At 61.3% G+C, this 24,769-nt stretch carries 18 protein-coding genes; 8 read left to right on the plus strand and 10 right to left on the minus strand.

The genetic code is table 11. From position 1 onward, the window contains the following. Positions 1-124: 124 nt before the first annotated feature. Complete coding sequence (locus tag KW838_RS04730; RefSeq protein ID WP_218500548.1) at positions 125-1,960, plus strand: sigma-54-dependent Fis family transcriptional regulator; 1,836 nt, start codon at positions 125-127, stop codon at positions 1,958-1,960. Between the two features lie 136 nt (positions 1,961-2,096). Here the strand turns inward: KW838_RS04730 and cysS are convergent, their stop codons facing one another. Next, the gene (cysS, locus tag KW838_RS04735) at positions 2,097-3,479 is read right to left on the minus strand and encodes a cysteine--tRNA ligase (protein WP_007970481.1); all 1,383 of its coding nucleotides are present in this window, start codon (positions 3,477-3,479) and stop codon (positions 2,097-2,099) included. A 21-nt stretch (positions 3,480-3,500) separates the two neighbouring features. After that, on the minus strand, positions 3,501-5,198 hold the full coding sequence (locus KW838_RS04740; RefSeq protein ID WP_218500549.1) for a glutamine--tRNA ligase/YqeY domain fusion protein: 1,698 nt from the start codon (positions 5,196-5,198) through the stop codon (positions 3,501-3,503). 250 nt (positions 5,199-5,448) lie between these two features. Here KW838_RS04740 and KW838_RS04745 point away from each other — a divergent pair, with 250 nt between their 5' ends. Both KW838_RS04745 and lpxH read left to right on the plus strand, forming a co-directional pair. Beyond that, positions 5,449-5,952 (plus strand): peptidylprolyl isomerase, encoded by a 504-nt coding sequence (locus tag KW838_RS04745; RefSeq protein ID WP_095966512.1) that lies wholly within the window; start codon positions 5,449-5,451, stop codon positions 5,950-5,952. After that, on the plus strand, positions 5,949-6,701 hold the full coding sequence (lpxH, locus tag KW838_RS04750; protein ID WP_007970487.1) for a UDP-2,3-diacylglucosamine diphosphatase: 753 nt from the start codon (positions 5,949-5,951) through the stop codon (positions 6,699-6,701). The genes KW838_RS04745 and lpxH overlap by 4 nt, the downstream gene beginning before the upstream one ends. 125 nt (positions 6,702-6,826) lie before the next feature. Here the strand turns inward: lpxH and KW838_RS04755 are convergent, their stop codons facing one another. From KW838_RS04755 to KW838_RS04785, 7 genes are all read right to left on the minus strand, one after another. Next, positions 6,827-8,359, minus strand: coding sequence for a DHA2 family efflux MFS transporter permease subunit (locus KW838_RS04755; RefSeq protein ID WP_218500550.1), 1,533 nt, complete (start codon positions 8,357-8,359; stop codon positions 6,827-6,829). Between the two features lie 146 nt (positions 8,360-8,505). Further along, positions 8,506-9,708: an efflux RND transporter periplasmic adaptor subunit gene (locus KW838_RS04760; RefSeq protein WP_218500551.1), complete on the minus strand. Its 1,203-nt coding sequence runs from the start codon at positions 9,706-9,708 to the stop codon at positions 8,506-8,508. A 15-nt stretch (positions 9,709-9,723) separates the two neighbouring features. Further along, positions 9,724-11,193, minus strand: a complete 1,470-nt coding sequence (locus KW838_RS04765; protein ID WP_218500552.1) for an efflux transporter outer membrane subunit — start codon at positions 11,191-11,193, stop codon at positions 9,724-9,726. Continuing rightward, positions 11,190-11,663 (minus strand): MarR family winged helix-turn-helix transcriptional regulator, encoded by a 474-nt coding sequence (locus KW838_RS04770; protein ID WP_218500553.1) that lies wholly within the window; start codon positions 11,661-11,663, stop codon positions 11,190-11,192. Before KW838_RS04770 ends, KW838_RS04765 begins: the two co-directional genes overlap by 4 nt. Positions 11,664-11,900: 237 nt before the next feature. Continuing rightward, positions 11,901-15,572, minus strand: coding sequence for a translocation/assembly module TamB domain-containing protein (locus KW838_RS04775; protein WP_218500554.1), 3,672 nt, complete (start codon positions 15,570-15,572; stop codon positions 11,901-11,903). Then, positions 15,569-17,296: an autotransporter assembly complex family protein gene (locus tag KW838_RS04780; protein WP_102700661.1), complete on the minus strand. Its 1,728-nt coding sequence runs from the start codon at positions 17,294-17,296 to the stop codon at positions 15,569-15,571. The genes KW838_RS04775 and KW838_RS04780 overlap by 4 nt, the downstream gene beginning before the upstream one ends. A gap of 78 nt (positions 17,297-17,374) precedes the next feature. Continuing rightward, positions 17,375-18,025 carry an N-acetyltransferase gene (locus KW838_RS04785; protein ID WP_218500555.1) on the minus strand — a complete coding sequence of 217 codons (651 nt, stop codon included), beginning with the start codon at positions 18,023-18,025 and terminating at the stop codon, positions 17,375-17,377. Positions 18,026-18,323: 298 nt separating this feature from the next. Between KW838_RS04785 and xthA the strand changes: the two genes are divergently transcribed. Beyond that, positions 18,324-19,136, plus strand: a complete 813-nt coding sequence (xthA, locus tag KW838_RS04790) for an exodeoxyribonuclease III (protein WP_056724077.1) — start codon at positions 18,324-18,326, stop codon at positions 19,134-19,136. 197 nt (positions 19,137-19,333) lie between these two features. Further along, the gene (locus KW838_RS04795) at positions 19,334-20,674 is read left to right on the plus strand and encodes a substrate-binding domain-containing protein (RefSeq protein ID WP_218500556.1); all 1,341 of its coding nucleotides are present in this window, start codon (positions 19,334-19,336) and stop codon (positions 20,672-20,674) included. A 135-nt stretch (positions 20,675-20,809) separates the two neighbouring features. Here KW838_RS04795 and KW838_RS04800 read toward each other — a convergent pair whose 3' ends face one another. Further along, entirely contained in the window at positions 20,810-22,039 is a 1,230-nt protein-coding gene (locus KW838_RS04800) for an acyl-CoA dehydrogenase (protein WP_095966522.1), read from the minus strand. A gap of 165 nt (positions 22,040-22,204) precedes the next feature. Here KW838_RS04800 and KW838_RS04805 point away from each other — a divergent pair, with 165 nt between their 5' ends. The 3 genes from KW838_RS04805 (at position 22,205) to KW838_RS04815 (ending at position 24,738) form a co-directional block, all read left to right on the plus strand. Beyond that, complete coding sequence (locus tag KW838_RS04805; RefSeq protein WP_102700655.1) at positions 22,205-23,140, plus strand: LysR family transcriptional regulator; 936 nt, start codon at positions 22,205-22,207, stop codon at positions 23,138-23,140. Positions 23,141-23,289: 149 nt separating this feature from the next. Continuing rightward, positions 23,290-23,691, plus strand: coding sequence for a MerR family DNA-binding transcriptional regulator (locus tag KW838_RS04810; RefSeq protein WP_007980992.1), 402 nt, complete (start codon positions 23,290-23,292; stop codon positions 23,689-23,691). Between the two features lie 147 nt (positions 23,692-23,838). Then, the gene (locus KW838_RS04815; RefSeq protein ID WP_218500557.1) at positions 23,839-24,738 is read left to right on the plus strand and encodes a hydroxymethylglutaryl-CoA lyase; all 900 of its coding nucleotides are present in this window, start codon (positions 23,839-23,841) and stop codon (positions 24,736-24,738) included. Positions 24,739-24,769: the final 31 nt, after the last annotated feature.

Here is a 24,769-nt window from a genome sequence, read left to right on the forward strand (position 1 = left end):
AGGCTGCGATCTTTTGATCTTGCTCTTCAAAAACAAGATCAAAAGATCGCAGCCTGCGGCAGCTCCTACAGGGGGTGCATGTAGCCATAACAACAATAAAATGCTGATTCAGAGACTGACTGCCATGCCCGCACCCGCATCGCCGCTGTCCCACGACGCCATCATCCAGGACTCCTGGTCGCGTTGCCGCGCGTTCGGCCTCAGTCATCAGAGCGCGCCGGCATTCGATCAATTGCCGGCCGCGGGCATCGCACAATTGCTGGAGAGCCAGCATTCACTGGTGCAAACCACCCATCAGGAAGTGCTGCCCTACTACGAGAACATCCTGAGCAATTCCAATTGCCTGATCATGCTCGCCGACCATCAGGGCCAGGTGCTCACATCGTGGGGCACCCAGCGCTTTATCGAGCCGAAACTGGCCCGGGGTTTCAGCGCCGGCGCCAGCTGGATGGAACGTTGCACCGGCACCAACGCCATTGGCACCGCCCTGGCCTGTGAGCAAGCCGTGCACATCGAGCACGATGAACATTTCCTCAAGGCCAACCGCTTCATGACCGGTTCCGCCGCGCCGATTTTCGATGCCGAGCGCAAGGTGATCGCGGTGCTGGACGTGTCCAGCGACAGCTACCTGCCGCCATCGCACACCCTGGGCATGGTCAAGATGATGAGCCAGACCGTGGAAAACCGGCTGATCCTCAACCTGTTCCATGGCCAGCATTTCCAGTTGACGTTCAATACCGGGCTGAACAACCTCGACAGCCAATGGGCCGGCTTGCTGATTTTCGATGAAAGCGGCCAGGTGCTGTCGGCCAATCGCCGGGCCGACAATCTGCTGGGCATCAGCCTGTCGCGGGTCAGTGTCGAAAGCCTGTTCAAGGTTTCGCTGCTGGAGCTGCTCAATCAGCCCGAAGGCCTGCCCTTTGCCTTGCAAACCTCAGGACGCAACCGCTTCCAGTGCCTGCTGAAGCGGCCGAAACAGGCATCCATTCAACCTCGAGTGTTCACCGAGCCGGTTGTCGCTGCACCCGCGGCCATCAGCCTCAACACCCTGCATTTCGGCGACAGCCGCGTGGAAAAAGCCGTGCGCCAGGCCGAACGCTTGCTGGAAAAAGACATTCCACTGCTGATCCACGGTGAAACCGGGGTCGGCAAGGAGGTCTTCGTCAAAGCCCTGCACCAGGCCAGCTCGCGCAGCAAACAAGCGCTCATCGCCGTCAACTGTGCGGCGATTCCCGCCGAACTGGTGGAATCCGAGTTGTTCGGCTATGAGAAAGGCGCGTTCACCGGCGCCAACCAGAAAGGCAGCATCGGGCTGATCCGCAAGGCTGACAAAGGCACGCTGTTTCTCGACGAAATCGGCGACATGCCGCTGCCGACTCAGGCGCGACTGTTGCGGGTGTTGCAGGAGCGTTGCGTGCAACCAGTGGGCAGCAGCGAATTGTTCCCTGTGGACTTGCGCATCATTTCGGCGACCAACCGCTCGCTGCGCGAACAAGTACAACTGGGGCGGTTTCGTGAAGACTTGTACTACCGCATCGGCGGCCTGACCCTGGAACTGCCGCCCCTGCGTGAGCGCAGCGATAAGGAGGCACTGTTCAAGCGCCTGTGGGAGCAGCACCGCGAACCAGCGCAATGGGCCGGTTTGAGCCAGGAAGTGATGGCGTTGTTCAGCCGCCACCCGTGGCCGGGCAACTTGCGCCAGGTCAGCAGCGTGATCCAGGTGGCCCTGGCCATGGCCGAAGAACAACCGGTGCGGGCAGAGCACTTGCCGGATGATTTTTTTGTCGACCTGGAGATGGAACCGGTGGAGACGCCGGAGCCATTGGGCATCGACTTGAATGATGTGGAAGCACTGAATCGGCAGTTGCAGGCGGTCGGGGGGAATATTTCGTATCTGGCGCGGCTGTTGGGGGTTAGTCGCAATACCCTGTACAAGCGGTTGCGGCAGTTGGACGGTTGAAAAAGATCGCAGCCTGCGGCAGCTCCTACAAGGTGTACGCAATCCACGTGTAGGAGCTGCCGCAGGCTGCGATCTTTTGATTCTAAAAAACAAAAACCCGCACAAGACGGGTTTTGTTTTATAGCGGATCAGGCAATCAGTCAGCCAGACGCCAGGTCGTACCGCCCTTGCCGTCTTCCAGCACCACGCCCATGGCGGTGAGCTGGTCGCGGATGCGGTCGGATTCGGCCCAGTCCTTGCCGGCACGTGCCGCCAGGCGAGCAGCAATCAGCGCCTCGACTTCGGCTGCATCCACGCGCCCTTCGGCACCGGCCTGCAGGAAGTCATCGGCTTCGAGCTGCAATACACCCAGCACGCTGGCCAGTTCTTTCAGACGCGCCGCCAGGCCGGCCGCTGCATTGAGATCGCTCTCACGCAGACGGTTGATCTCGCGGACCATCTCGAACAGCACCGCGCAGGCTTCCGGCGTGCCGAAGTCGTCGTTCATCACCTGGGTGAAACGCTCGACGAAGGCTTCGCCGCCGGCAGGTGCCACGTTCGGCAGGCCTTTCAACGCGTGGTAGAAACGCTCCAGGGCGCCCTTGGCGTCCTTGAGGTTGTCTTCCGAATAGTTGATCGCACTGCGGTAATGGCTCGATACCAGCAGGTAACGCACGACTTCCGGGTGGTACTTGTCGAGCACGTCGCGGATGGTGAAGAAGTTGTTCAAGGACTTGGACATCTTCTCGCCATTGATACGGATCATGCCGCAATGCATCCACGCGTTGGCGTAGGTCTTGCCGGTGGCCGCTTCGCTCTGGGCGATTTCGTTTTCGTGGTGCGGGAACTCAAGGTCGCTGCCGCCGCCATGAATGTCGAAGGTCTCGCCCAGGCAGCAGGTCGACATCACCGAGCATTCGATGTGCCAGCCCGGACGCCCGGCGCCCCACGGCGATTCCCAGCTCGGTTCGCCCGGCTTGGCGGCTTTCCACAATACGAAGTCCAGCGGGTCCTGCTTGGACTCGTCGACTTCGATGCGTGCGCCGATGCGCAGGTCTTCGATCTTCTTGCGCGACAGCTTGCCGTAGCCCATGAACTTGCCGACGCGGTAGTACACGTCGCCATTGCCCGGGGCGTAGGCGTAACCCTTGTCGATCAGGGTCTGGATCATCGCGTGCATGCCCGGGATGTGATCGGTGGCACGCGGCTCCATGTCCGGCTTCTTGATGTTCAGGCGCGCTTCGTCTTCGTGCATCGCCGCGATCATGCGCTCGGTCAAGGCTTCGAACGACTCGCCGTTCTCGTTGGCCCGATTGATGATCTTGTCGTCAATGTCGGTGATGTTGCGCACATAAGTCAGGTCGTAGCCGCTGAAGCGCAACCAGCGGGTCACCAGGTCGAACGCAACCATGCTGCGGCCGTGGCCCAGGTGGCAGTAGTCGTACACGGTCATGCCGCACACGTACATGCGCACCTTGTTGCCATCGAGCGGCTTGAAGACTTCTTTGCTCTTGGTGAGCGTGTTGTAGATCGTAAGCACGTTATTTCCCTTGACGCTGAATCACTGGCCCCACGAATCACGCAGGGTCACGGTACGGTTGAATACCGGCTGACCTGGTTTCGAGTCCTTGAGATCGGCGACGAAGTAACCTTCGCGCTCGAACTGGAAACGGTCTTCCGGCTGTGCATTGCCCAGCGAGGGTTCAGCACGACAACCGGTGAGTACCTGCAGCGAGTCAGGGTTGATGTTGTCCAGGAAACTGGCGCTGTCTTCGGCCTTCTCCGGGTTCGGAGAACGGAACAGACGATCGTACAGACGCACTTCGCACTCGACGCTGGCCGCGGCCGGCACCCAGTGGATCACGCCTTTGACCTTGCGGCCTTCCGGGTTCTTGCCCAGGGTGTCCGGATCGTACGAGCAACGCAGTTCGACGATGTTGCCATCGGCGTCCTTGATCGCTTCGTCGGCGCGGATCACGTAGCTGCCACGCAGACGCACTTCACCGGCCGGCTCCAGGCGCTTGTAGCCCTTCGGCGGCTCTTCCATGAAGTCTTCACGGTCGATGTAGATTTCACGGGCGAACGGCAAAGCGCGCACGCCCATGTCTTCTTTCGGGTGGCACGGCAGTTCGAGGTTCTCGACCTGGCCTTCCGGATAGTTGGTGATCACGACTTTCAGCGGACGCAGCACACACATGGCACGCGGAGCGCTGTGGTCGAGGTCGTCACGGATGCTGAACTCGAGCATGCCGAAGTCGACCACGCCGTCGGAACGGTTGGTGCCGATCATTTCGCAGAAGTTGCGGATCGATTTCGGCGTGTAGCCACGGCGGCGGAAACCCGACAGCGTGGACATGCGCGGGTCGTCCCAGCCGTTGACGTGCTTTTCATCGACCAGTTGCTTGAGCTTGCGCTTGCTGGTGATGGTGTAGTTCAGGTTCAGGCGGCTGAACTCGTACTGGCGCGGGTTGGCCGGCACCGGCAAGTGCTCGAGGAACCACTCGTACAGCGGACGGTGGCTTTCGAACTCCAGGGTGCAGATCGAGTGGGTGATGCCTTCGATGGCGTCCGACTGACCGTGGGTGAAGTCGTAGTTCGGGTAGATGCACCACTTGTCGCCGGTCTGGTGGTGGTGAGCGTGGCGGATGCGATACATGATCGGATCACGCAGGTTCATGTTCGGCGAGGCCATGTCGATCTTGGCCCGCAGCACCCGTGCGCCGTCCGGGAACTCGCCGGCCTTCATGCGGGCGAACAGGTCCAGGTTCTCTTCGACGCTGCGGTCGCGGAACGGGCTGTTCTTGCCAGGTTCGGTCAGGCTGCCACGGTATTCCTTGGCCTGTTCCGGAGTCAGGTCATCGACGTAGGCATTGCCGGATTTGATCAATTCCACCGCCCAGTCGTGCAACTGGTCGAAATACTGCGAGGCGTAGCGCACTTCACCGGACCACTCGAAGCCCAGCCATTTGACGTCGCTTTCGATCGCGTCGATGTATTCCTGGTCTTCCTTGGCCGGGTTGGTGTCGTCGAAACGCAGGTGCGTGACGCCGCCGAACTCCTGGGCCAGGCCGAAGTTCACACAGATCGACTTGGCATGGCCGATGTGCAGGTAGCCGTTGGGCTCAGGCGGGAAACGGGTGACGATCTGCGTGTGCTTGCCCGAGTCCAGGTCTGCCTGGATGATCGGCCGCAGGAAGTTGACCGGCACGGCTGGGCCGGTCTTGGCATTCGAGGTAGGGTCGACAGTGGGCTTGCTCATAGGATCCTTGAACGTACAAGTGCGTGGCCGTAATGAAGGCCGGACAAAACAAAGCCGCTATCATAGCCGATGCCGTCAAGTGCCTGACAGAGCGCACTCTGTAAACCGTCGCATTTAATGGGCCGCAAATGAAAAAACTGCCTCGAAATTCGCGTCTGGCACGCTAAACTGCGCACCTTGGCCAAAAAGGCTGAACCGGTGGCGGGACATGCTGTTCCAACACCACGAATTCCTTAAGTGAGTAACGATCATGACCCAAGTCAAATTGACTACCAATTTCGGCGACATCGTCCTCGAACTGAACGCCGACAAAGCCCCGATCACCGTGGCCAACTTCGTCGAATACGTTAAAGCCGGTCACTACGAAAACACCGTTTTCCACCGCGTCATCGGTAACTTCATGATCCAGGGCGGCGGTTTCGAGCCAGGCATGAAAGAAAAGAAAGACAAGCGCCCAAGCATCCAGAACGAAGCTGACAACGGTCTTTCCAACGACAAGTACACCATCGCCATGGCCCGCACCATGGAGCCGCATTCGGCTTCCGCACAGTTCTTCATCAACGTGGCGGACAACAGCTTCCTCAACCACAGCGGCAAGAACGTTCAAGGCTGGGGCTACGCGGTATTCGGTAAAGTGACCGCCGGCACCGACGTTGTCGACAAGATCAAAGGCGTGGCCACCACTTCCAAGTCCGGCCACCAGGACGTACCGGCAGACGACGTGATCATCGAGAAAGCCGAGATCATTGAGTGATATTGCTGATTTCAGATTTACATCTGGAAGAGGAGCGCCCGGACATTACCCGGGCGTTTCTGGATTTGCTCGCCGGACGCGCCCGCTCGGCGAGTGCGTTGTACATCCTGGGCGACTTTTTCGAAGTGTGGATTGGCGACGACGCCATGACGCCCTTCCAGCGTTCCATCTGCCAGGCCCTGCGCGACCTCAGCGACAGCGGCACGGCCATTTTCCTGATGCACGGCAATCGTGATTTCATGCTCGGCAAGGCCTTCTGCAAGCAGGCCGGCTGTACCCTGCTGAAAGACCCGAGTGTCGTGCAATTCAACGGCGAACCGGTGCTGCTGATGCACGGCGACAGCCTGTGCACCCGCGACGAAGGCTATATGAAGCTGCGTCGCTACCTGCGCAACCCGATCACCCTGTTCATCCTGCGCAACCTGCCCTTGCGCACCCGGCACAAGCTGGCACGCAAACTGCGCAGTGAAAGCCGTGCCCAGGTGCGGATGAAGGCCAATGACATCGTCGACGTCACGCCCGAAGAGATTCCGCGGATCATGCAGGAGTACGGGGTGAAGACCTTGATCCACGGGCATACCCATCGTCCGGCCATCCACAAGTTGCAGTTGGGCGACCAGGCCGCCCGGCGCATCGTGCTGGGGGATTGGGATCGCCAGGGTTGGGCGTTGCAGGTGGATGAGCAAGGGTTTGCGCTGGCGCCGTTTGACTTCGCCCCGCCGCCACAATTGGCAGCTCCCGCGAACTGAAGGCTGTAGGAGATCCCTGTGGGAGCGAGCTTGCTCGCGATAGCGGATTAACATTCAACATCTCTGTTGACTGATCCACCGCCATCGCGAGCAAGCTCGCTCCCACAGGGGTTCTGCAGTGTTTGTTAGTGCCCGGCAGACGCCGCAGGCCCCGCCTTCGCCGTAAACGGCGGCTTGGCCAGCCACACGATCAGGATCAGCCCCATGAACATCCAGCCCAGCAAGGTGAAGTAATCCACCGTGGACATGATGTACGCCTGGCTGATCACCATCTGATCCAGTTGCGTGTAGGCCTTGGCCCCCGCCCCGCCCAGGTTGCTCAGTGCTTCGCGGGTCGCCGGGTCGAACGGGGTGATGCTTTCGGTCAGGTAGGCATGGTGCTGGTCGGCCCGACGAATCCAGATCCAGGTGGTCAGCGACGCCGCGAAACTACCGCCCAGGGTCCGCAGGAACGTCGCCAACCCGGAACCGTCGGCAATCTGGCTCGGCGGCAAGTCCGAGAGCAGGATGGTCAGGGTCGGCATGAAGAACAGCGCCACGCCGATCCCCATGAACAGCTGCACCATGGCGATGTGCTGGAAATCCACTTCATTGGTGAACCCGGCGCGCATGAAGCAACTGAGGCCAATGGCCAGGAATGCCCCGCCGGCCAGTAACCGCATGTCGAATTTCGGTGCGTATTTGCCAACAAAGGGGGCCAGCAACACCGGCAGGATCCCCAGCGGTGCCACGGCAAAACCGGCCCAGGTCGCGGTGTAGCCCAGGCGTGTCTGCAGCCACTGCGGCAGGATCAGGTTGATACCGAAGAACCCGGCATAGCCCAGGATCAGCACGATGGTGCCGTAGCGGAAGTTGCGGTGGGCGAACAGGCGCAGGTTGACCACCGGGTGTTCGTCGGTCATTTCCCAGATCACGAAGAACGCCAGGGCCACCACCGAAATCACCGAGCCGATCACGATGAAGCTGGATTCGAACCAGTCGGCATCGTTGCCCTTGTCGAGCACGATCTGCAAAGCCCCCACGCCGATGATCAGCGCAATCAGACCAACGTAATCCATCGGCTGGCGGCTGGTGACCACCGGGCGCTTTTTCATCTGCTGGGTGACCACCCATGCCGCGAACAGGCCGATCGGCACGTTGATGAAGAAAATCCACGGCCAGCTGTAGCTGTCGGTGATCCAGCCGCCGAGGATCGGCCCGGCAATCGGCGCGACCACCGTGACCATCGCCAGCAACGCCAGGGCCAGCCCCCGTTTCGCCGGCGGATAAACTGCGATCAGCAACGTCTGGGTCATCGGGTACAACGGCCCCGCCACCACCCCTTGCAGCACCCGGAAACCCACCAGCTCGGGCATCGAGGTGGATATCCCGCACAGGAACGAGGCCAGCACGAACAGCAGCGTCGCCCAGACAAACAGCTTCACCTCACCAAAACGCCGACTGAGCCAACCGGTCAGCGGCAAGGCGATGGCATTGCTCACCGCAAACGAGGTGATGACCCAGGTGCCCTGCTCCGAACTCACGCCCAGGTTGCCGGAGATCGTCGGCAGCGCCACGTTGGCGATGGTGGTGTCGAGCACCTGCATGAAGGTCGCCAGCGACAGGCCGATGGTGCTGAGCAGCAGGCTTGGCGGTGTGAAAGACGCGTTATTGCTCATGGCGAATCCTTTGAAACCAGACGGGCGCAGCTAACCCTGTGGGAGCGAGCCTGCTCGCGAAGGCGTCGATTCAGTCGACATTGATGTTGAATGTCAGTCCGCTTTCGCGAGCAGGCTCGCTCCCACAGGGGCGGTGTAGTGGCGAATCAGCGTTGCGCGGTTTTGCTGACCGCGGCGCTGTTGTCGTGGATCAACTGGGTGATCATCGCGTCGGCCTCGGCCAACTGACGGTCGTAGACGCTGGTGCTGAACGAAGCCTTCTGCGGCGGCTGTTGTGCCAGCACCGGCCCGCTCTGGTCGTGCAGGTCCACGTCGACCATGGTCGACAGGCCGACCCGCAGCGGATGTTTGGCCAGTTCTTCGGCGTTGATGTGGACTCGCACCGGTACGCGCTGCACGATCTTGATCCAGTTGCCGGTGGCGTTCTGCGCCGGCAGCAGGGCAAAGGCGCTGCCGGTGCCGGCGCCGAGGCTGTCGATGGTGCCGCTGTATTTCACGCTGCTGCCGTACAGGTCCGTCTCGATCTCGACCGGTTGGCCAATGCGCATGTCACGCAGCTGGGTTTCCTTGAAGTTGGCGTCGATCCACAGCTGATCCAGCGGAATCACCGCCATCAGCGCGGTACCCGGTTGCACGCGTTGGCCCAGTTGCACCGAACGCTTGGCCACGTAACCGGTAACCGGTGCAATCAGGACGCTGCGTGAGTTGTTCAGGTAGGCCTGACGCAGTTGTGCGGCGGCGGCCATCACGTCCGGGTGCGAAGACACCACGGTGTCATCGACCAGCGCGCTGGTGGTCTTGAGCTTTTGTTCGGCATTGGCCAGGGCGTTTTGCGCCGAGGTCAGGTCGTCGCGGGCGTGGGACAGCTCTTCCTGGGAAATCGCCCCGCCGGCGGCGAGGTTCTTGCGCCGGCTGAAGTTGTCCTGGGCCTTTTGCACTTCGGCTTTCTGCGCGTTGACCTGGGCTTTCATGCCATCGACATCGCTGTACAGGCCGCGCACCTGACGCACGGTTCGCGCCAGATTGGCCTGGGCATTTTGCAGACCGATTTCAGCGTCGTTCGGGTCAAAGTTCACCAGCACCTGGCCTTCATGCACCAGATCGCCATCGTCGGCGCCGATGCTGACCACGGTGCCCGTGACCAGCGGGGTGATTTCCACCACGTTGCCGTTCACATAGGCGTCGTCGGTGCTTTCGCTCCAGCGCCCGTAGAACTCGTGGTAGGCCCAGACGCCCGCGCCGCTGAGCACGACGGCGGCAGCCAGGACCAGCAGCATGAACTTGCGTTTGCCCGAGCTGGGGTTGCCCTGGGAGTTTTCAGGAGGTTGAGTTGTATCGGCAGTGGCCATGACGAGTACCTTGAATTAGTGGGTCAGCGTGGCTGGCGTGGCGTCGGCCGAGGCGATGGCCTCAGGCTGGAAGCCGCCGCCCAGCGCCTGCATCAGTTGGATCGACAGGTCGATCTGCTCGGCATTCAGGTTGGCCAGCTGACGCTGGGCCTGGAGCAATTGCTGCTCGATGCTGAGCACGTCCAGGTAGTTGCCGATGCCGGAACCGTAACGCTGGACCACGGTGTTGTAGGAGTCCTGGGCGATGTCGGTGGCGTGCTGCTGGGCCGCGATCTGCCGGCCGATATCGCGCAGCTGGTTGATACTGTCACTGACATCCCCCAGCGCCTTCACCAGGCTTTTGTTGTACTGCGCCACCGCGAGGTCGTAGTCGGCGTCGCGCGAATCGAGGTCGGCGCGCAAGCGGCCACCGTCGAAAATCGGCACAGAAATCGTCGGTGCAATGTTGAAGAAGCGGCTGGCCGATCCAAACATCGCATCGCCCAACAAGGACTCGGCGCCGGCAGCGGCGCTGAGGTTCAGGTTGGGGTAGAACCGGGTCTTGCCGGCGTCGATGCTTTTGCTCGCCGCCTCGACCCGCCAGCGCGCGGCGACCAGGTCCGGGCGACGCCCGAGCAACTCGGCCGGCAACACCGAAGGTAGCGCTACCGCACTCGGCTGAAGAATGTTCGGCCGGGCAATTTCATTGCCGCGGTCCGGACCTTTGCCGAGCAGCACCGCAAGGGCGATCTTCGCGCTGTTCAGGCGCTTTTCAGCGTCGATCAAATTGGCTTGGGAGGTGGCTTCCAGGCTTTCGGTCTGCTGGAACTGGTACTGGCTGTCGATCCCGGCCGTCAGGCGGCGTTGGCTCAGCTCGAGCATTTGCCGGGTGCGCTTGAGGTCTTCGTTGGACAGGTCATACACGATGTGCGCCTGACCGAGATCGCTGTAGGCCCGGGCGACGTCGGCAGCCAGGGTTAGTTGCGCGGCCTGCTGGTCGACTTCGGCGGCACGGGCCTGGCCGAGGGCCGCTTCCCAGGCATCACGCTGGCCGCCCCACAGGTCGAAGTTGTAGTTGAAGCTGGTGCTGATGTTACGCACGGTGGCGTAAGCGTCACCCTGCCCGAGCGGGTCCTGGTCCCGGGCCAGGCGCGAGCGGCTGACACCGGCGCTGGCATCCAGGGTCGGCATTCGCGCGGCGTCGGCGGCGTAGGCGGCAGCGCTGGCCTGGTGGGCACGGGCGTCGGCGATCTGCATGTCCGGGCTGTCGCGCAGGGCCTCGCGGATCAGGCCGTCGAGTTGCGGGTCGCCGAGGCTTTTCCACCAGTCGCTTTTCGGCCAGGCGGCCGGCGACAGGGTCACGCCGCCGAGGGATTGCCCGGCCTTGAAGTTTTTCGCGTCAAGGCTGACACCTTCGGTTTTCAGGCCGCTGTAACTGGCGCAACCGGCCAGGCTCATGGCCAGCAGCACCAGGCTCAGGCCGGCACGCAAGGGTTTACTGCTCATTTGTCACCTACTCGCAGCAGGGTGATCGAGTCACCGGCTGCTACCAAAATCTTCTTCAGAATCATCTCCAGGGTTTTCAGCTCATCTGGAGTGATGGCACCGGCCAGTTCATTCATGGCTTCGGCACCGATGTGCGGCAGGCGATCAGCCAACCTCTGCCCTTCCTCCGTGAGTACCAGCTGCACCTGGCGACGATCCGCCTCGGAGCGTTGGCGGGCGAGGAAGCCCTTCTGTTCCAGACGATCGAGCATGCGAGTCATCGAGCCGCTGTCCAGGGACAGGTGACGGCACAACTCGCCCGGCGAATCGACGCCGTACTGGGCCATGATGATCAACACCTTGAACTGCGCGGCGGTGATGCCGTGGGGTTCCATGTGGGTGTCGATGATCCGGTCCTTGAGCAGCGCGGCGCGTCCGAGCAGCAGGCCGAGATGGCAATTGTGGAAATCGTCTGGAGAGAAATGTTTCATCTGACCACCGGTTAGCTGCCTAGGCAGTGAATGTATGTTTAAATGTTACTGCCTAGGCAGCGAATGTCAACGTAATAGTTAGCATGCTTGGTAAATAGTTGATCAATGGCATCGGAATTTGTTGCGGCCACACTGACGCCATCGCGAGCAAGCTCGCTCCCACAGGGATCGCACTGGACCTTGTGGGAGCGAGCTTGCTCGCGATGGGGGCGACTCGGTTTTAACGAAAACGCAGGCCTAGAAATCCCGCTTGTAGAAGATGTCCAGCGAACTGGCCACGCCGCCCGCCGCTTCGAGGTAGACCCTTTTGCTCAGCTTGTAGCGCAGGGCAATGGTGTTGGCCGGTTCGAACACGCCGACGCCATAGCGCAGGCTGAGTTTCTCGGAAATATTGCCGCTGGCCACTACACTGGTGGCGTCGCCACTGCCCTGTGTGTCGAGCTGGAAGTCCTGGATCCCCAGGTTCTTGGCGATGCCGCTGGTCACACCGGAACTGCCCATCAAGCCCAACCCGAGGGCCGCCTGGGCGAGCATGTTGTTGTCTTCGCCATTGCTGCTCAGCGGACGCCCGAGCACCAGATAGGACAAGGCCTGCTCCTGGCTCATCGCCGGTTCGGAGAAGATCTGCGTGGTCGGTTGTTCGGCGCTACCACTCAAACGAATGCCGGCGATGATGTCGTCGGTCTTGCGAATGGCTTCGATGTCCAGGTACGGCTGGTCGATGGGCCCGGCAAACAGCAAACGTGCCCGGCGCACCGAAAGCCGCTGGCCGTAGGCGCGGTAACGCCCGTCGTTGAGCCACAGCTCGCCGCGGGTGTCCATGTTGTCGCCGATGTGCACATGCCCCTGCACATTCGCCGTCAGCCCAAACCCGGCAAAGCTCAGCTTGTCCTCGCCGACCAGCACTTCGATGTCCATCTTCATCGCCAGCGGTGGCTTGCCCTCCTCGGTCTGCTGACCGACGATCACCGTGTCATCGGAAACCTTGACCGTCGACGGCGGCAATTCACGAATGGTGATTTCGCCTCTGGGCACCAGCACTTTACCGGCGATGGCCAACTCATCGCCCTTCATCGAGATTTTCAGGTCCGGTGCGACTTCAAGCTTGGCGTAAGGCTCGACGGTGACCGGCAATTGCGTGCCCTTGAGCGCCAGATCCACCACCAGCGCCTGACCCCAGGCGATGTTGCCGTTCAAGCTGCCCTGCCCGGCCTTGCCGCTGTTCCAGCCACCGTTCAGTTGCACGCTTTCACCGGCGATGAGCGCCTGAACGTGCAGGTTTTGCAACTCCATCGGCAACTCCGGTCCAGTTACCTCGCCGTCACTGAGTTGCAGGCTGCCATTGACCTGCGGTGCCAAAAGTCCGCCGGAAATCGTGCCGCTGCCATTTAGGCGCCCGGTCAGCTTCTCGACCATCGGCACGAACGGTCGCGCCACCGACAGGTCCAGCCCGCTCAAGCGGAACGAGCCGCTCAACGGTTTGTTCTTCGGCAACGGATTGAGCTGCGCCTGCACCATCAGTTCGCCGAGTTTGCCGCCAACGAAATTGAGTTCGGTGTCGATACGTTTGGGCGTGAGTTTGCTGGTGAGCTTCAGGGTCTGGTACGGGAAGTCCAGCCACTGGTCCTTTTCCTTGATGCGCAACGTGCCGCCGCCGGCATCGACGCTGACCTGGCCGTTCGGGCCACTGGCCGGCAGGTCCAGTTGCAGATCGGCATTGAGCCGGCCCTGCCAGGCGAAATCCTTCGGCAACCACTGCGCGAGGCTGTCGATCGGGAACTGCTTGAGGTGATAACGCAGCTTCGGCTCGGGCATCAGGCGCGAGTCTTCCCCACACAGGCTGGCCTGGCCGGATGCCCAGCAATGGGCACCGAAGTTGATTTTGCCGTCTGCCAGGCGTTCGAGTTTCGCCGGCCCTTGCAGCTTCCAGTCCTGGCCACCGGCCTGGATATCACCGCTGGCCAGGCGTCCACGCCAATTGCCTTTATCCAGCGCACCGTCCAGACCCAGCGCCAGTTTCAGCTTCGGCCCTTGCAGATCGAGGCTCAGCTTCTGGTTCTTGATGTCGCCCTGGCCGCTGGCGGTCAGGGTTCCCAGCGAGGTGTCACCGGCCTGGATGCCGCTGCCCTTGAGGTCGATTTTCGCCCGTTGCGCACTGTCCAGCGTGGCGTCCAGGTTCAGGCTTTGCAGGCGATTGTCCTGGAAAACCAATTGCGAGCCTTGCAGGTCAAGCTTGCCCTGGGGCGCCTTGAGTGTGCCGGCGACATCCACGCGGCCATTGAGTTGGCCGCGCAGCTCTGGCCAGAGCTGGGCCAGGCGCGGCAGCTTGAGATCGATCTGTCCGGCGAGCTTCTGTTGCAGGCTGCCCTTGCCGCTGATGCTGTTCTCGCCCAGGCGAACCTGCAGGGCGTTGAGGTTCCATTGCTCACCACGGCCATCGGCCTTGGCCTGGATCACCGCCGGCTGGCCGCGGAGTTTGCCCTTGAGGTCCAGGTCGGCATTGAGACTGAGCACTTCGTTTTTCAGTTCGCCCGTGCTGCGCAACGGCCCCGCCAGCGTGCCCGGCAGCTCCGCGACCCAGTACGCCGGGTTGATCGCCGACAGGTCCAGCGCGGTGTCCCAGGCAATGCCGTCGGCGAACTGCAGGTTCAGGTGCCCTTCAGCCTTGCCCTGCCCGGCCTGGAGTTGAATCTGTTGCAGGTAGATTTTCGTCAGGTCGCCGGCGAACGGACTGGCCAGGGTGAAGGCGCCCGCCGGACCATCCGCCGCGGCGTCAAAATGACCGAGGTACTTGCCGTCGGTGTAGGACACCTCACCGGTGAAGCGGCGCAACGCTACCTCCGGCTCGTCGATCAAGGGATAGAGACGGTGCCAGGGGAAGTCCAGCCAGTCGATTTTCGCTTCGGCGCTCAGGCCTTTGCTCCAATCCACGAGCCCTGTGAGCTTGAGGCTTTGCTTGTCGTTGGCGGTCAGGTCCAACGCGGCGATCTGCGCGCCGTTGGCGTCGACCTTGCCTTGCAGCGCCAGGGCGACCGGCCCTTGCTCGGCGGGCAGCGTGGCTTTGCCGAGCAGCGCGTAGCCGTTCTTCAAGTCGCCAGCGCCGGTGAGCTCAAGCTGATTGAGTTGCAGGGTGTCCGGCAGATCGGCACCGGGTTTGAAACCATCGGCGGTGATCCGCACCTTGGCCGGCAGGTCGTCCACCAGGGGTTGCAGCTCGCCGGTCAGTTGCCCGTTGAGGTAACCGCTGCTGTCGGCTTTCAGGTTCAGGGTCTTGAGCAGGTCGCCGTCGACTTTCAGTGCCAGCGCCAGAGGTTCAGGGGTTGCCAACAGGGTCAGTTTGCCTTCGGCGCTGAGTGGCCAGTTACCGCTTGGTTGCAGCGAACCGGACAGGTTCAGGCTCAAGTCCTCGCGCTGTAACGACACCGCGTCGATCTTCAAACCGGCCGCGGTCCAGTGCGCCGCCAGTTGCAAGCCCTTGAGCTCTTCGCTGCCGTTGAACAACAGGCTGCCGACCTTGATCTCCCCCAGCTCGATGGCCAAGGGTAACTTGAGCTCCGGGAGTGTGATGGGGCCGCTGTCCGGCTCTTCGCCACCCGGCGGGAACGTCAGGCTGACCTGGTCGGCCTGCAATTGCTCGATGCACAAGGTCATGCGGGTCAGGCACAACGGCGACCAGGCGAAAATCACCTGGTTCAGTTCAACCCGGCTGGTGTCCTGCTGCCACAGCACCCGGTCGGCACTCCACTGCCCGCCCAGCCGGCCCTGGAAATTGTCCAGGGTCAAACCCGGTACGAAACCCAAGGCCCAACGGCTGCCCGTCGCCGTGCCGAGCACCGTGGCCAGCGTCAGGACAACCAGCATCAACAGTGCGGCTATCGCCAACAGCGTTACTTTCAAACCACGCTTCACAACTCAGGCCCCATGGAAAAGTGCAGTCGAATACCGCCATCGTCGTCCAGCGCATGGGCCAGGTCCAGGCGGATCGGTCCCACTGGCGAGACCCAGCGCACGCCGATACCGACCCCGGTCTTGAGGTTCGGCAGTTCGAGGGTGTTGAAGGCGTTGCCCTGGTCGACAAAGGTCGCGACCCGCCATTTTTCGGCGACCGAATACTGATACTCCGCGCTGGCGGCCACCATGTAGCGGCCACCGATGCGGTCGCCGTCGGAGTTTTCCGGGGACAGGCTCTGATAGTCGTAGCCACGCACGCTCTGATCACCACCGGCGAAGAAGCGCAACGACGGCGGTACCGATTTGAAACCGTTGGTGGCACTGCCGCCGACCTGCACCCGCCCGAGGAAGCGGTGTTTATCGAACACTGTGGTCAGGCCTTTGACCAACGCCGTGCCGTAGAGCAGGTTGCTGTCGGAACCCAGGCCTTCCTTGGCCACTTTGGATTCGAATTGCAGGCGATAGCCGTTGTGCGGATCGATGCGGTTGTCGCTTTTGAGGTACGAATAGCTCACACCGGGCATCAGCAAGGTACTGAGTCCCGAGTCATCGCCCAGTTGGTAATCCTCGCGCTGCCACTTCAGCGACACCACCCGTTGCCAGCCGCTGGGCAGCTTGCTGTGCCACTCGGGGCCGAGGGTCAGCAGCTTGCTGTGGCTTTCCTTATCGGCGATTTCTTCATTCTGGTAGCCACCGGCAAAACGCAGTTTGTCGGTCAGTGGCGGGTCCAGCGGAATGTCGTAGAACAGCCCGACGTTTTGCCGGGGTGCCGAGACTTCGGTTTCCCAGCCATAACTGTGCCCTTGTGCGTTGACCCAGTGCCGGGTCCAGTTGGCCTTGGCCCGTGGCCCCACGTCGGTGGAGAACCCCAGGCCCAGGCCCATGGTCCGTGGCTTGCGGGTTTCGAGCTTGACGTCCACCGGGATCGCATTCTCTTTTGACGTCGCAGGTGCCGCGTCCACGCGCACGCCTTCGAAGTAGCCACTCGATTGCAGGTTCTGATTGAGTTCGGCAATCAGCTCCGAGTCGTAAGGTGTACCGGCCTTGAAGGGCACCATGCGTTGCAGCAGCTCGTCATCGAACGGCGTATCGCCCTCGAAACTGACCTTGCCCAAGGTGTAGCGCGGACCGCTTTCATAGATCAGTTCGATATCGGCAACGCCGGCCCGGGGGTCGACCGACAGTTTCGAACGGGTGAAGTGGCCGCTGAAAAAGCCATACCGCGAAGCCTGGTTCTGGATCAGGCGCTTGGCGTCCTCGTAATGCCCATGGTTGAGCACGGCACCGGGCTTGAGCGCGTCGCTTTTGGGGATTCGAAAGGATTTGAGGGACGCTGCGGGTCCTTCGACTCGCACCGTGACATTGCGCAGGTGCACCGGCTCGCCGGGGTCGACCTTCAACACCAGGCGCGGCTTATCGCCGCCCTTCACTTCACTGTCGATGTGCGGCTGGTAATAACCCAAGGCCTGGGCGGCCTTGCGCGCCTGCTCCTCGGCGCCACGACTGAAGCGCTGCAAGGCTTCTTCGTCACGATCGCCGAGGCTGCCGATATAGCCCTCTATATTGGCCTTCAGTTCATCGTTGGACGGTTTGATCCGCACATCCAATTCACTTTGCGCCAGCGCCGTGCAGCTGGATAACAGCATGAGCACGCCACTGGTAAATCTTCCTGGAAACTTCATAGGCGCGGATGCTATCACGAGCATGGTTCATGAACATGGAAGCGTGATAGAGCCTGACATGCAAAGAAAGTTCGTGGGCTAAGCCGTTGCTGTTTGTAACACCTGGGGATTGGGGTGAAAAAACACGTGCTCGCGAACCGGCCCTACGGCAACTTCACCGATTTCCTCGTAGCCCTGACGTTTATAGAACTCCAGATAGCGAGGATTCCCGGTGTCGAGAATCACGCCCTGTGAGTGTTCATCCACCGCGCACCAGTTGTGCACGGCTTGCAACAGTTGTTCGCCGAAATGCTGGCCCTGGAACTGCGGGTGAACCCCCAGCAACGGCAAGACGTGCACCGAGTCGTTCGGCACGCAGGCCTCCACGGCAGCGTGATATTCGAGGTAGCGACGAGTGCAGCGAAATCCCGTGCTGAGCACCATGCGCAGGCGCCACGCCCAACTTTCGGTGACCCCCAGACGACGTTGCGGCGGCGCGATCAGGGCGATGCCGATCAGGCGGTCGTTGACCAGCAGACCGATGGCCGGCAGGTCCTGGAGAAAATGCTGGGTCACCAGTTCGCGCACCGTGGCGCGAACCCGCTGTTCGTAACCGGTGCGTTCGGACTCGAACAGATAACCGAAGGTCGGTTCGTGCCGATAGGCCTGGTACAGCAATGAACGGGCTTCACGGGCGTAGCCGCTGTCGAGCATGTGAATATCGGCGATGGCGGTCGAGGTTTCGGGCATGACGGTTGATCTCCCCGGCACAGCTCGGATGGCTGCGCTCTTGTTGTTACTGTTGTTACGAGCTGATCGGCGCTGACACAGTTCCTTAAAGATCCGCAATCAGTGTAGGCAATGAAATCGCCTTCGCGAGCAAGCCCGCTCCCACAAAAGCAAAGGCCGGCGCATAACCTGTGGGAGCGGGCTTGCTCGCGAAAGGGCCATCACTGCCCACACAAGACTGACAGGCAAAACCCAATCCCCACACTGGCCCGATTCCCCCATGTCAGCTAGCATCGCCCTTTTGCCAGGACTGCCGACCATGAAGATCGTCTCCTTCAACATCAACGGGTTGCGCGCCCGCCCCCATCAGCTGGCGGCGCTGATCGAAAAGCACCAGCCCGATGTGATCGGCTTGCAGGAAACCAAGGTCCACGATGAGCAGTTCCCGCTGGCCGAGGTGCAGGCGCTGGGCTACCACGTGTATTTCCACGGGCAAAAAGGCCATTACGGCGTCGCCCTGCTCTCGCGCCAGGAACCGCTGGCCCTGCATAAAGGGTTCGCCACCGACGAAGAAGATGCCCAGCGGCGTTTCATCTGGGGCACCTTCGCCGACGCCAACGGTGTACCGGTCACCATCATGAACGGCTACTTCCCACAGGGCGAAAGCCGCGACCACCCGACCAAATTCCCGGCCAAGGAACGCTTCTACGGCGACTTGCAGCAATTGCTGGAAAGCCAGTTCAAGAACGACCAGCCGCTGGTGGTGATGGGCGATGTGAACATTTCCCCGGAAGACTGCGACATCGGCATCGGCCCGGACAACATGAAGCGCTGGCTGAAGACCGGCAAATGCAGCTTCCTGCCGGAAGAGCGCGAGTGGATGGCCCGCCTGAAGAACTGGGGCCTGGTCGACAGTTTCCGTCACCTGAACCCGGACGTGAGCGACACCTTCAGCTGGTTCGACTACCGCAGCCGTGGCTTCGAAGACGAACCCAAGCGCGGCCTGCGCATCGACCTGATCCTCGCCTCCCACGGCTTGCTGCCGCGGGTGAAGGCCGCCGGTGTGGACTATGAACTGCGCGGCATGGAAAAACCTTCGGACCATGCGCCGATCTGGCTTGAGTTGAGCTGATCCAGGACCAACCACAATCCCCTGTGGGAGCGAGCTTGCTCGCGATGAGGGAGTGTCAGTCGACATCATTGTCACTGAACCACCGCTATCGCGAGCAAGCTCGCTCCCACAGGGGACCAGCACTGCAACTTGTCATTTTTCGGAAACCTCACTGACTTAATCTCCCGACACCTCCTTTGGCTATATAAGGTGCCGGCATGATGCTGCGCGTGTTGTTCCTGTTGATGCTGTGCCTCGGCTTCCCACACCTGGCGGCTGCTGGCAATTTGCCGACATCCGGACAAGGCCCGGTGCTGCGCATTCAGGGCTCCAACACCATCGGCGCGGCCCTGGGACCTGCGCTGGTCGAGGGTTTGATGGGCGAACAAGGCCTGCGCAGGATTCACCGCGAAACCCCGGACACCGCCAACGAACTGCGCATTGTCGGCGAAACCGCTGAGGGCCATCGGGTCGTGGTGGAGGTGGCGGCCCATGGTTCCAGCACCGGTTTCACTGCACTCAAAACAGCCAGCGCCGATCTTGCCACCTCGTCGCGCCCGATCAAGGACAGCGAACTGACAAGCCTGCAATCCCTCGGTGACCTGAAAAGCCCGAGCGCCGAACAGGTCATCGCCATCGATGGCCTGGCGATCATCGTTCACCCGGACAACCCGTTGAGCCAACTCGACACCGTGCAACTGGCGCGCATATTCAGTGGCGAGGTGAAGACCTGGGAAGACATCGGCGGTCGCGGCGGGCCGATTCACCTGTATGCGCGGGATGATCAGTCCGGGACCTACGACACCTTCAAGGAACTGGTCCTCAGTGGCCATGGGAAAACCCTCGGCAGCGCGGCGAAACGCTTCGAGTCCAGCGAACAACTGTCTGATGCGGTCAGCGTCGACCCACAAGGCATTGGTTTTATCGGCCTGCCCTACGTGCGTCGGGCCAAAGCCGTGGCGATTGTCGATGGGCAATCACAAGCCATGCCGCCACTGAACAACCTGATTGCCACGGAAGACTATCCGCTGTCCCGTCGACTGTTTTTCTATCTGCCGCCGGGCGCAAAGAACCCTTGGGCCGATGCACTGGCGGCGTTCGCCCAAAGCAGTAAAGGTCAAGCGATTGTCGCCGCCAACGGTTTCATCGCCCAGACCGTCCAGGCCATGACCGTGACACCCAATGCGTTGATGCCCGAGGGTTATCAGGCCCTGAGCCGTCACGCGCAGCGTTTGTCGGTCAACTTTCGTTTCGAAGAAGGCAGCGCAACGCTGGACAACAAGGCGCAACAAGACTTGTCCCGGGTGCTCGACTATATAAAGCAGCACGACAAAACCAATGGCCAGGTAACACTGGTGGGCTTTGGCGATGCCAAGAGCGACCCGGCGCGCGCCGATCTTTTGTCGAAGCTGCGGGCCATGGCGGTAAGGCGGGAGCTGGTGAAAAGCGGTGTGGTGTTTCGCGAGATTCGCGGGTTTGGAGCGCAGATGCCGGTGGCGGCCAATAGCGCTGATGAGGGAAGGATCAAGAATCGGCGGGTTGAGGTTTGGGTGTATTGAAAGTGCTGTGGTGAATGTGCGGACGCCTTCGCGAGCAGGCTCGCTCCCACAGTGGATCTTCAGTGAACACACTATCTGTGACCACAGAGTTCCCTTGTGGGAGCGAGCCTGCTCGCGAAGAACGATGACGCGGTCTTACTGCCCGCTACGCATCATCTCCTTCGGCACATATTTGCCGATTTCGAACTTGCCGATCGCCGCACGGTGCACTTCGTCCGGACCGTCGGCCAGTCGCAGGGTGCGCTGCATCGCGTACATGTAGGCCAGCGGGAAATCGTTGGAAACCCCTGCCCCGCCATGGATCTGGATCGCCCGGTCGATCACCCGCAGCGCAACGTTCGGCGCGACGACCTTGATCTGCGCGATCTCGCTGCGGGCCACTTTGTTGCCAACGGTGTCCATCATGTACGCCGCCTTCAGTGTCAGCAGACGTGCCATGTCGATTTCCATCCGCGAATCGGCGATCTTGTCTACGTTGCCGCCCAGCCGCGCCAGGGGCTTGCCGAATGCCGTACGGCTCACCGAGCGCTTGCACATCAGTTCCAGTGCACGCTCGGCCATGCCGATCGAACGCATGCAGTGGTGAATCCGGCCCGGACCAAGGCGACCTTGAGCGATTTCGAAGCCGCGTCCTTCGCCCAGCAGGACGTTTTCGTACGGCACCCGGACGTTTTCAAACAGCACTTCGGCGTGACCATGGGGCGCATCGTCGTAACCGAACACCGGCAGCGGGCGCACAATCTTCACGCCGGGGGTATCGACCGGTACCAGAATCATCGAGTGCTGGGCGTGGCGTGGCGCGTCCGGATTGCTCAGCCCCATGAAAATCAGGATTTTGCAGCGTGGGTCGCAAGCACCCGAGGTCCACCATTTCTTGCCGTTGATCACCCACTCGTCGCCATCGCGCACCGCACGGGCGGCCATGTTGGTGGCATCGGAGGACGCCACGTCCGGTTCGGTCATGGCGAACGCCGAGCGGATCTCGCCGCGCAGCAAGGGTTCGAGCCAGCGTTGCTTCTGCTCTTCGTTGGCGTAACGCACCAGCACTTCCATGTTGCCGGTGTCCGGTGCCGAACAGTTGAACGGCTCTGGCCCCAGCAACGAGCGGCCCATGATTTCCGCCAGCGGCGCGTACTCGAGGTTGGTCAGACCGGCACCGAGTTCAGACTCAGGCAGAAACAAATTCCACAGCCCTTCAGCCTTGGCCTTGAGTTTGAGTTCTTCCATGATCGCGGTCGGCTGCCAGCGGTCGCCCTCGGCGACCTGGCGCTCGAACACGGCTTCGGCGGGATAAACGTAGGTGTCCATGAACGCTGTTACGCGCTCACGCAGTTCCTGAACCTTGGGCGAATAAGCGAAATCCATGAGCGAGATACCTTCTTGGGGGAGGTTGTTTAGATCATGCAATCGATGCTAGAACAGCCATGAAAATTTACCTAGCCTATTCTCGGCGTGTATAAACATTCATCACCGATATATGATCGGCTGATCGTCAAGGTCAGCCCGCCCACACAATAAGAGAGCCGCGTAATGAATCTGAGCAAGGTCGATCTCAACCTTTTCATCGTCTTCGACGCGATCTACACCGAAGCCAACCTGACCCGTGCCGGGCAGATTGTCGGCATCACCCAACCGGCGGTGTCGAACGCTCTGGCCCGCCTGCGCGAGACCTTCAACGACCCTCTGTTCGTACGCACGGCCCAGGGCATGGTGCCGACGCCCATGGCGCAGAACATCATCGGTCCGGTGCGCAATGCGCTCTCACTGCTGCGCGTGTCGGTGCAGGAAAGCCGCATTTTCAACCCGCAGCAAGCGGTCAAGACCTATCGCATCAGCATGACCGACCTCACCGAAGCGGTGATCCTGCCGCCGCTGTTCCAGCGTCTGCGCCGCCTGGCGCCGACGGTGATCATCGAGAGTTTTCTGTCCAAACGCCGCGAGACCACCAAGGAGCTGGCGGCCGGCCGCCTGGACTTTGCGGTCGATGCGCCGCTCAACACCGACCCGCAGGTGCGTCACGTCAAGTTGATGGAAGACCGTTACGTGTGTGCTATGCGCAAAGGGCATCCGCTGGCGGGCAAGGAAAAACTCACGCTGGATGATTACCTGAGCCTGACCCACATCCATATTTCCAGCCGCCGCAGCGGCCTCGGCTATGTCGACCTGGCGCTGGGCAAGATGGGCATCCAGCGCAAGATCGCCCTGCGTTCCCAGCATTACCTGATGGCCTCGCAGGTGTTGCAGCAGACGGACATGGTCATGACCGTGCCGGAACGCTTCGCCCGCCGCAACGACCTGCACGCCTTTTATCTGCCGGTCAATGATGTGCCGCCGGTGGAAACCCACCTTTACTGGCACGAAAGCACTGACCAGGACCCAGCGAACCGCTGGATGCGCGAGCAGATGATCGAGCTGTGCCAGCAGGTAACGGCGCAGGAGAAAAAGCTGGATAAGCAGCCGGTTTGAGAAAAATCAAAAGATCGCAGCCTGCGGCAGCTCCTACAGGGTGAATACAAATCCCATGTAGGAGCTGCCGCAGGCTGCGATCTTTTCTCCCTTGACGTAAACGTCAACCTGCCATTAGCTTAGCGCCATGACCTTTTGCGAGCGCTTCCATGAGCAGCCAGACCTACAGCATTTCCGACCTCGCCCGCGAGCTCGACATCACCACCCGCGCCATTCGCTTTTATGAGGAACAAGGCCTGCTCAGCCCCGAGCGCCGCGGCCAGGAACGCATTTACTCGCCCCGGGACAAAGTCAGCCTGAAGCTGATCCTGCGGGGCAAACGCATCGGTTTCTCACTGGCTGAATGCCGCGAGCTGATCGAGCTTTACGACCCGTCCAGCGGTAACACCAAACAGTTGCACAGCATGCTGGCGAAAATCAGCGAGCGCCGTGAGCAGCTTGAACAGCAGCTGCTGGACATCGAACAGATGAAACTGGAGCTCGATACTGCCGAAGAGCGCTGCGTACAGGCGCTGGAGCAGACCCTCAAAAGCCAGGAATCGATTCAGTAGATCCACACTATCCACTGTGGGAGCGAGCTTGCTCGCGATAGCGGAGTGTCAGTCACCAAAAATGTTGAATGTGAAGCCCTCATCGCGAGCAAGCTCGCTCCCACAGGGTTCTCGGCGCATTCAGACAAAAACAACAGGTCAAAGCCCATGTCCCTCCCCACCCACGTACGCATTGTCGAAGTCGGCCCGCGCGACGGCCTGCAAAACGAAGCCCAACCCATCAGTGTTGCCGACAAGGTGCAACTGGTCGATGCACTGACCGCAGCCGGGCTCGGCTATATAGAAGTCGGCAGTTTCGTGTCGCCCAAGTGGGTGCCGCAGATGGCCGGCTCCGCCGAGGTTTTCGCGCAGATCCAGCGCAAACCGGGTGTGGTCTATGGCGCGCTCGCTCCCAACCTGCGCGGTTTCGAAGATGCCCTCGCCGCCGGGGTCAAGGAAGTGGCCGTGTTCGCCGCAGCGTCCGAAGCGTTTTCCCAGCGCAATATCAATTGCTCGATCAGCGAAAGCCTGGAGCGTTTCGCGCCGATCATGGACGCCGCCAGACAACAGGGAGTGACCGTGCGCGGGTACGTGTCCTGCGTGCTGGGCTGCCCCTATGAAGGTCACATTCCCCCGGAGCAAGTCGCTTTGGTCGCTCGCGAGCTCTATGCCATGGGCTGCTACGAGGTCTCGCTGGGGGACACCATCGGCACCGGCACCGCTGGCGCGACGCGGAAAATGTTCGAAGTGGTAGCAAAGGATGTACCCCGTGAAAAACTCGCCGGGCACTTCCACGACACCTACGGCCAGGCCGTGGCCAACATCTACGCCAGCCTGCTGGAAGGTATCTCGGTGTTCGACAGCTCCATCGCCGGTCTCGGCGGCTGCCCCTATGCCAAGGGAGCCAGCGGTAACGTCGCGACCGAAGACGTGGTTTACCTGCTGAACGGCCTGGGTATCGCCACCGGAATCGACCTCGACGCCCTGATGCTCGCCGGTCAACAGATTTGCAGCGTATTGGGTCGCCCTACCGGTTCCCGCGTGGCCAGGGCCCGCAGCGCACAGTGAGTGGGTTGAGTGTGTCCGGGTGTTACCGCAC

It is taken from the genome of Pseudomonas sp. PDM27 (assembly GCF_019219205.1).
GTDB classification, from domain to species: domain Bacteria; phylum Pseudomonadota; class Gammaproteobacteria; order Pseudomonadales; family Pseudomonadaceae; genus Aquipseudomonas; species Aquipseudomonas laurylsulfatiphila.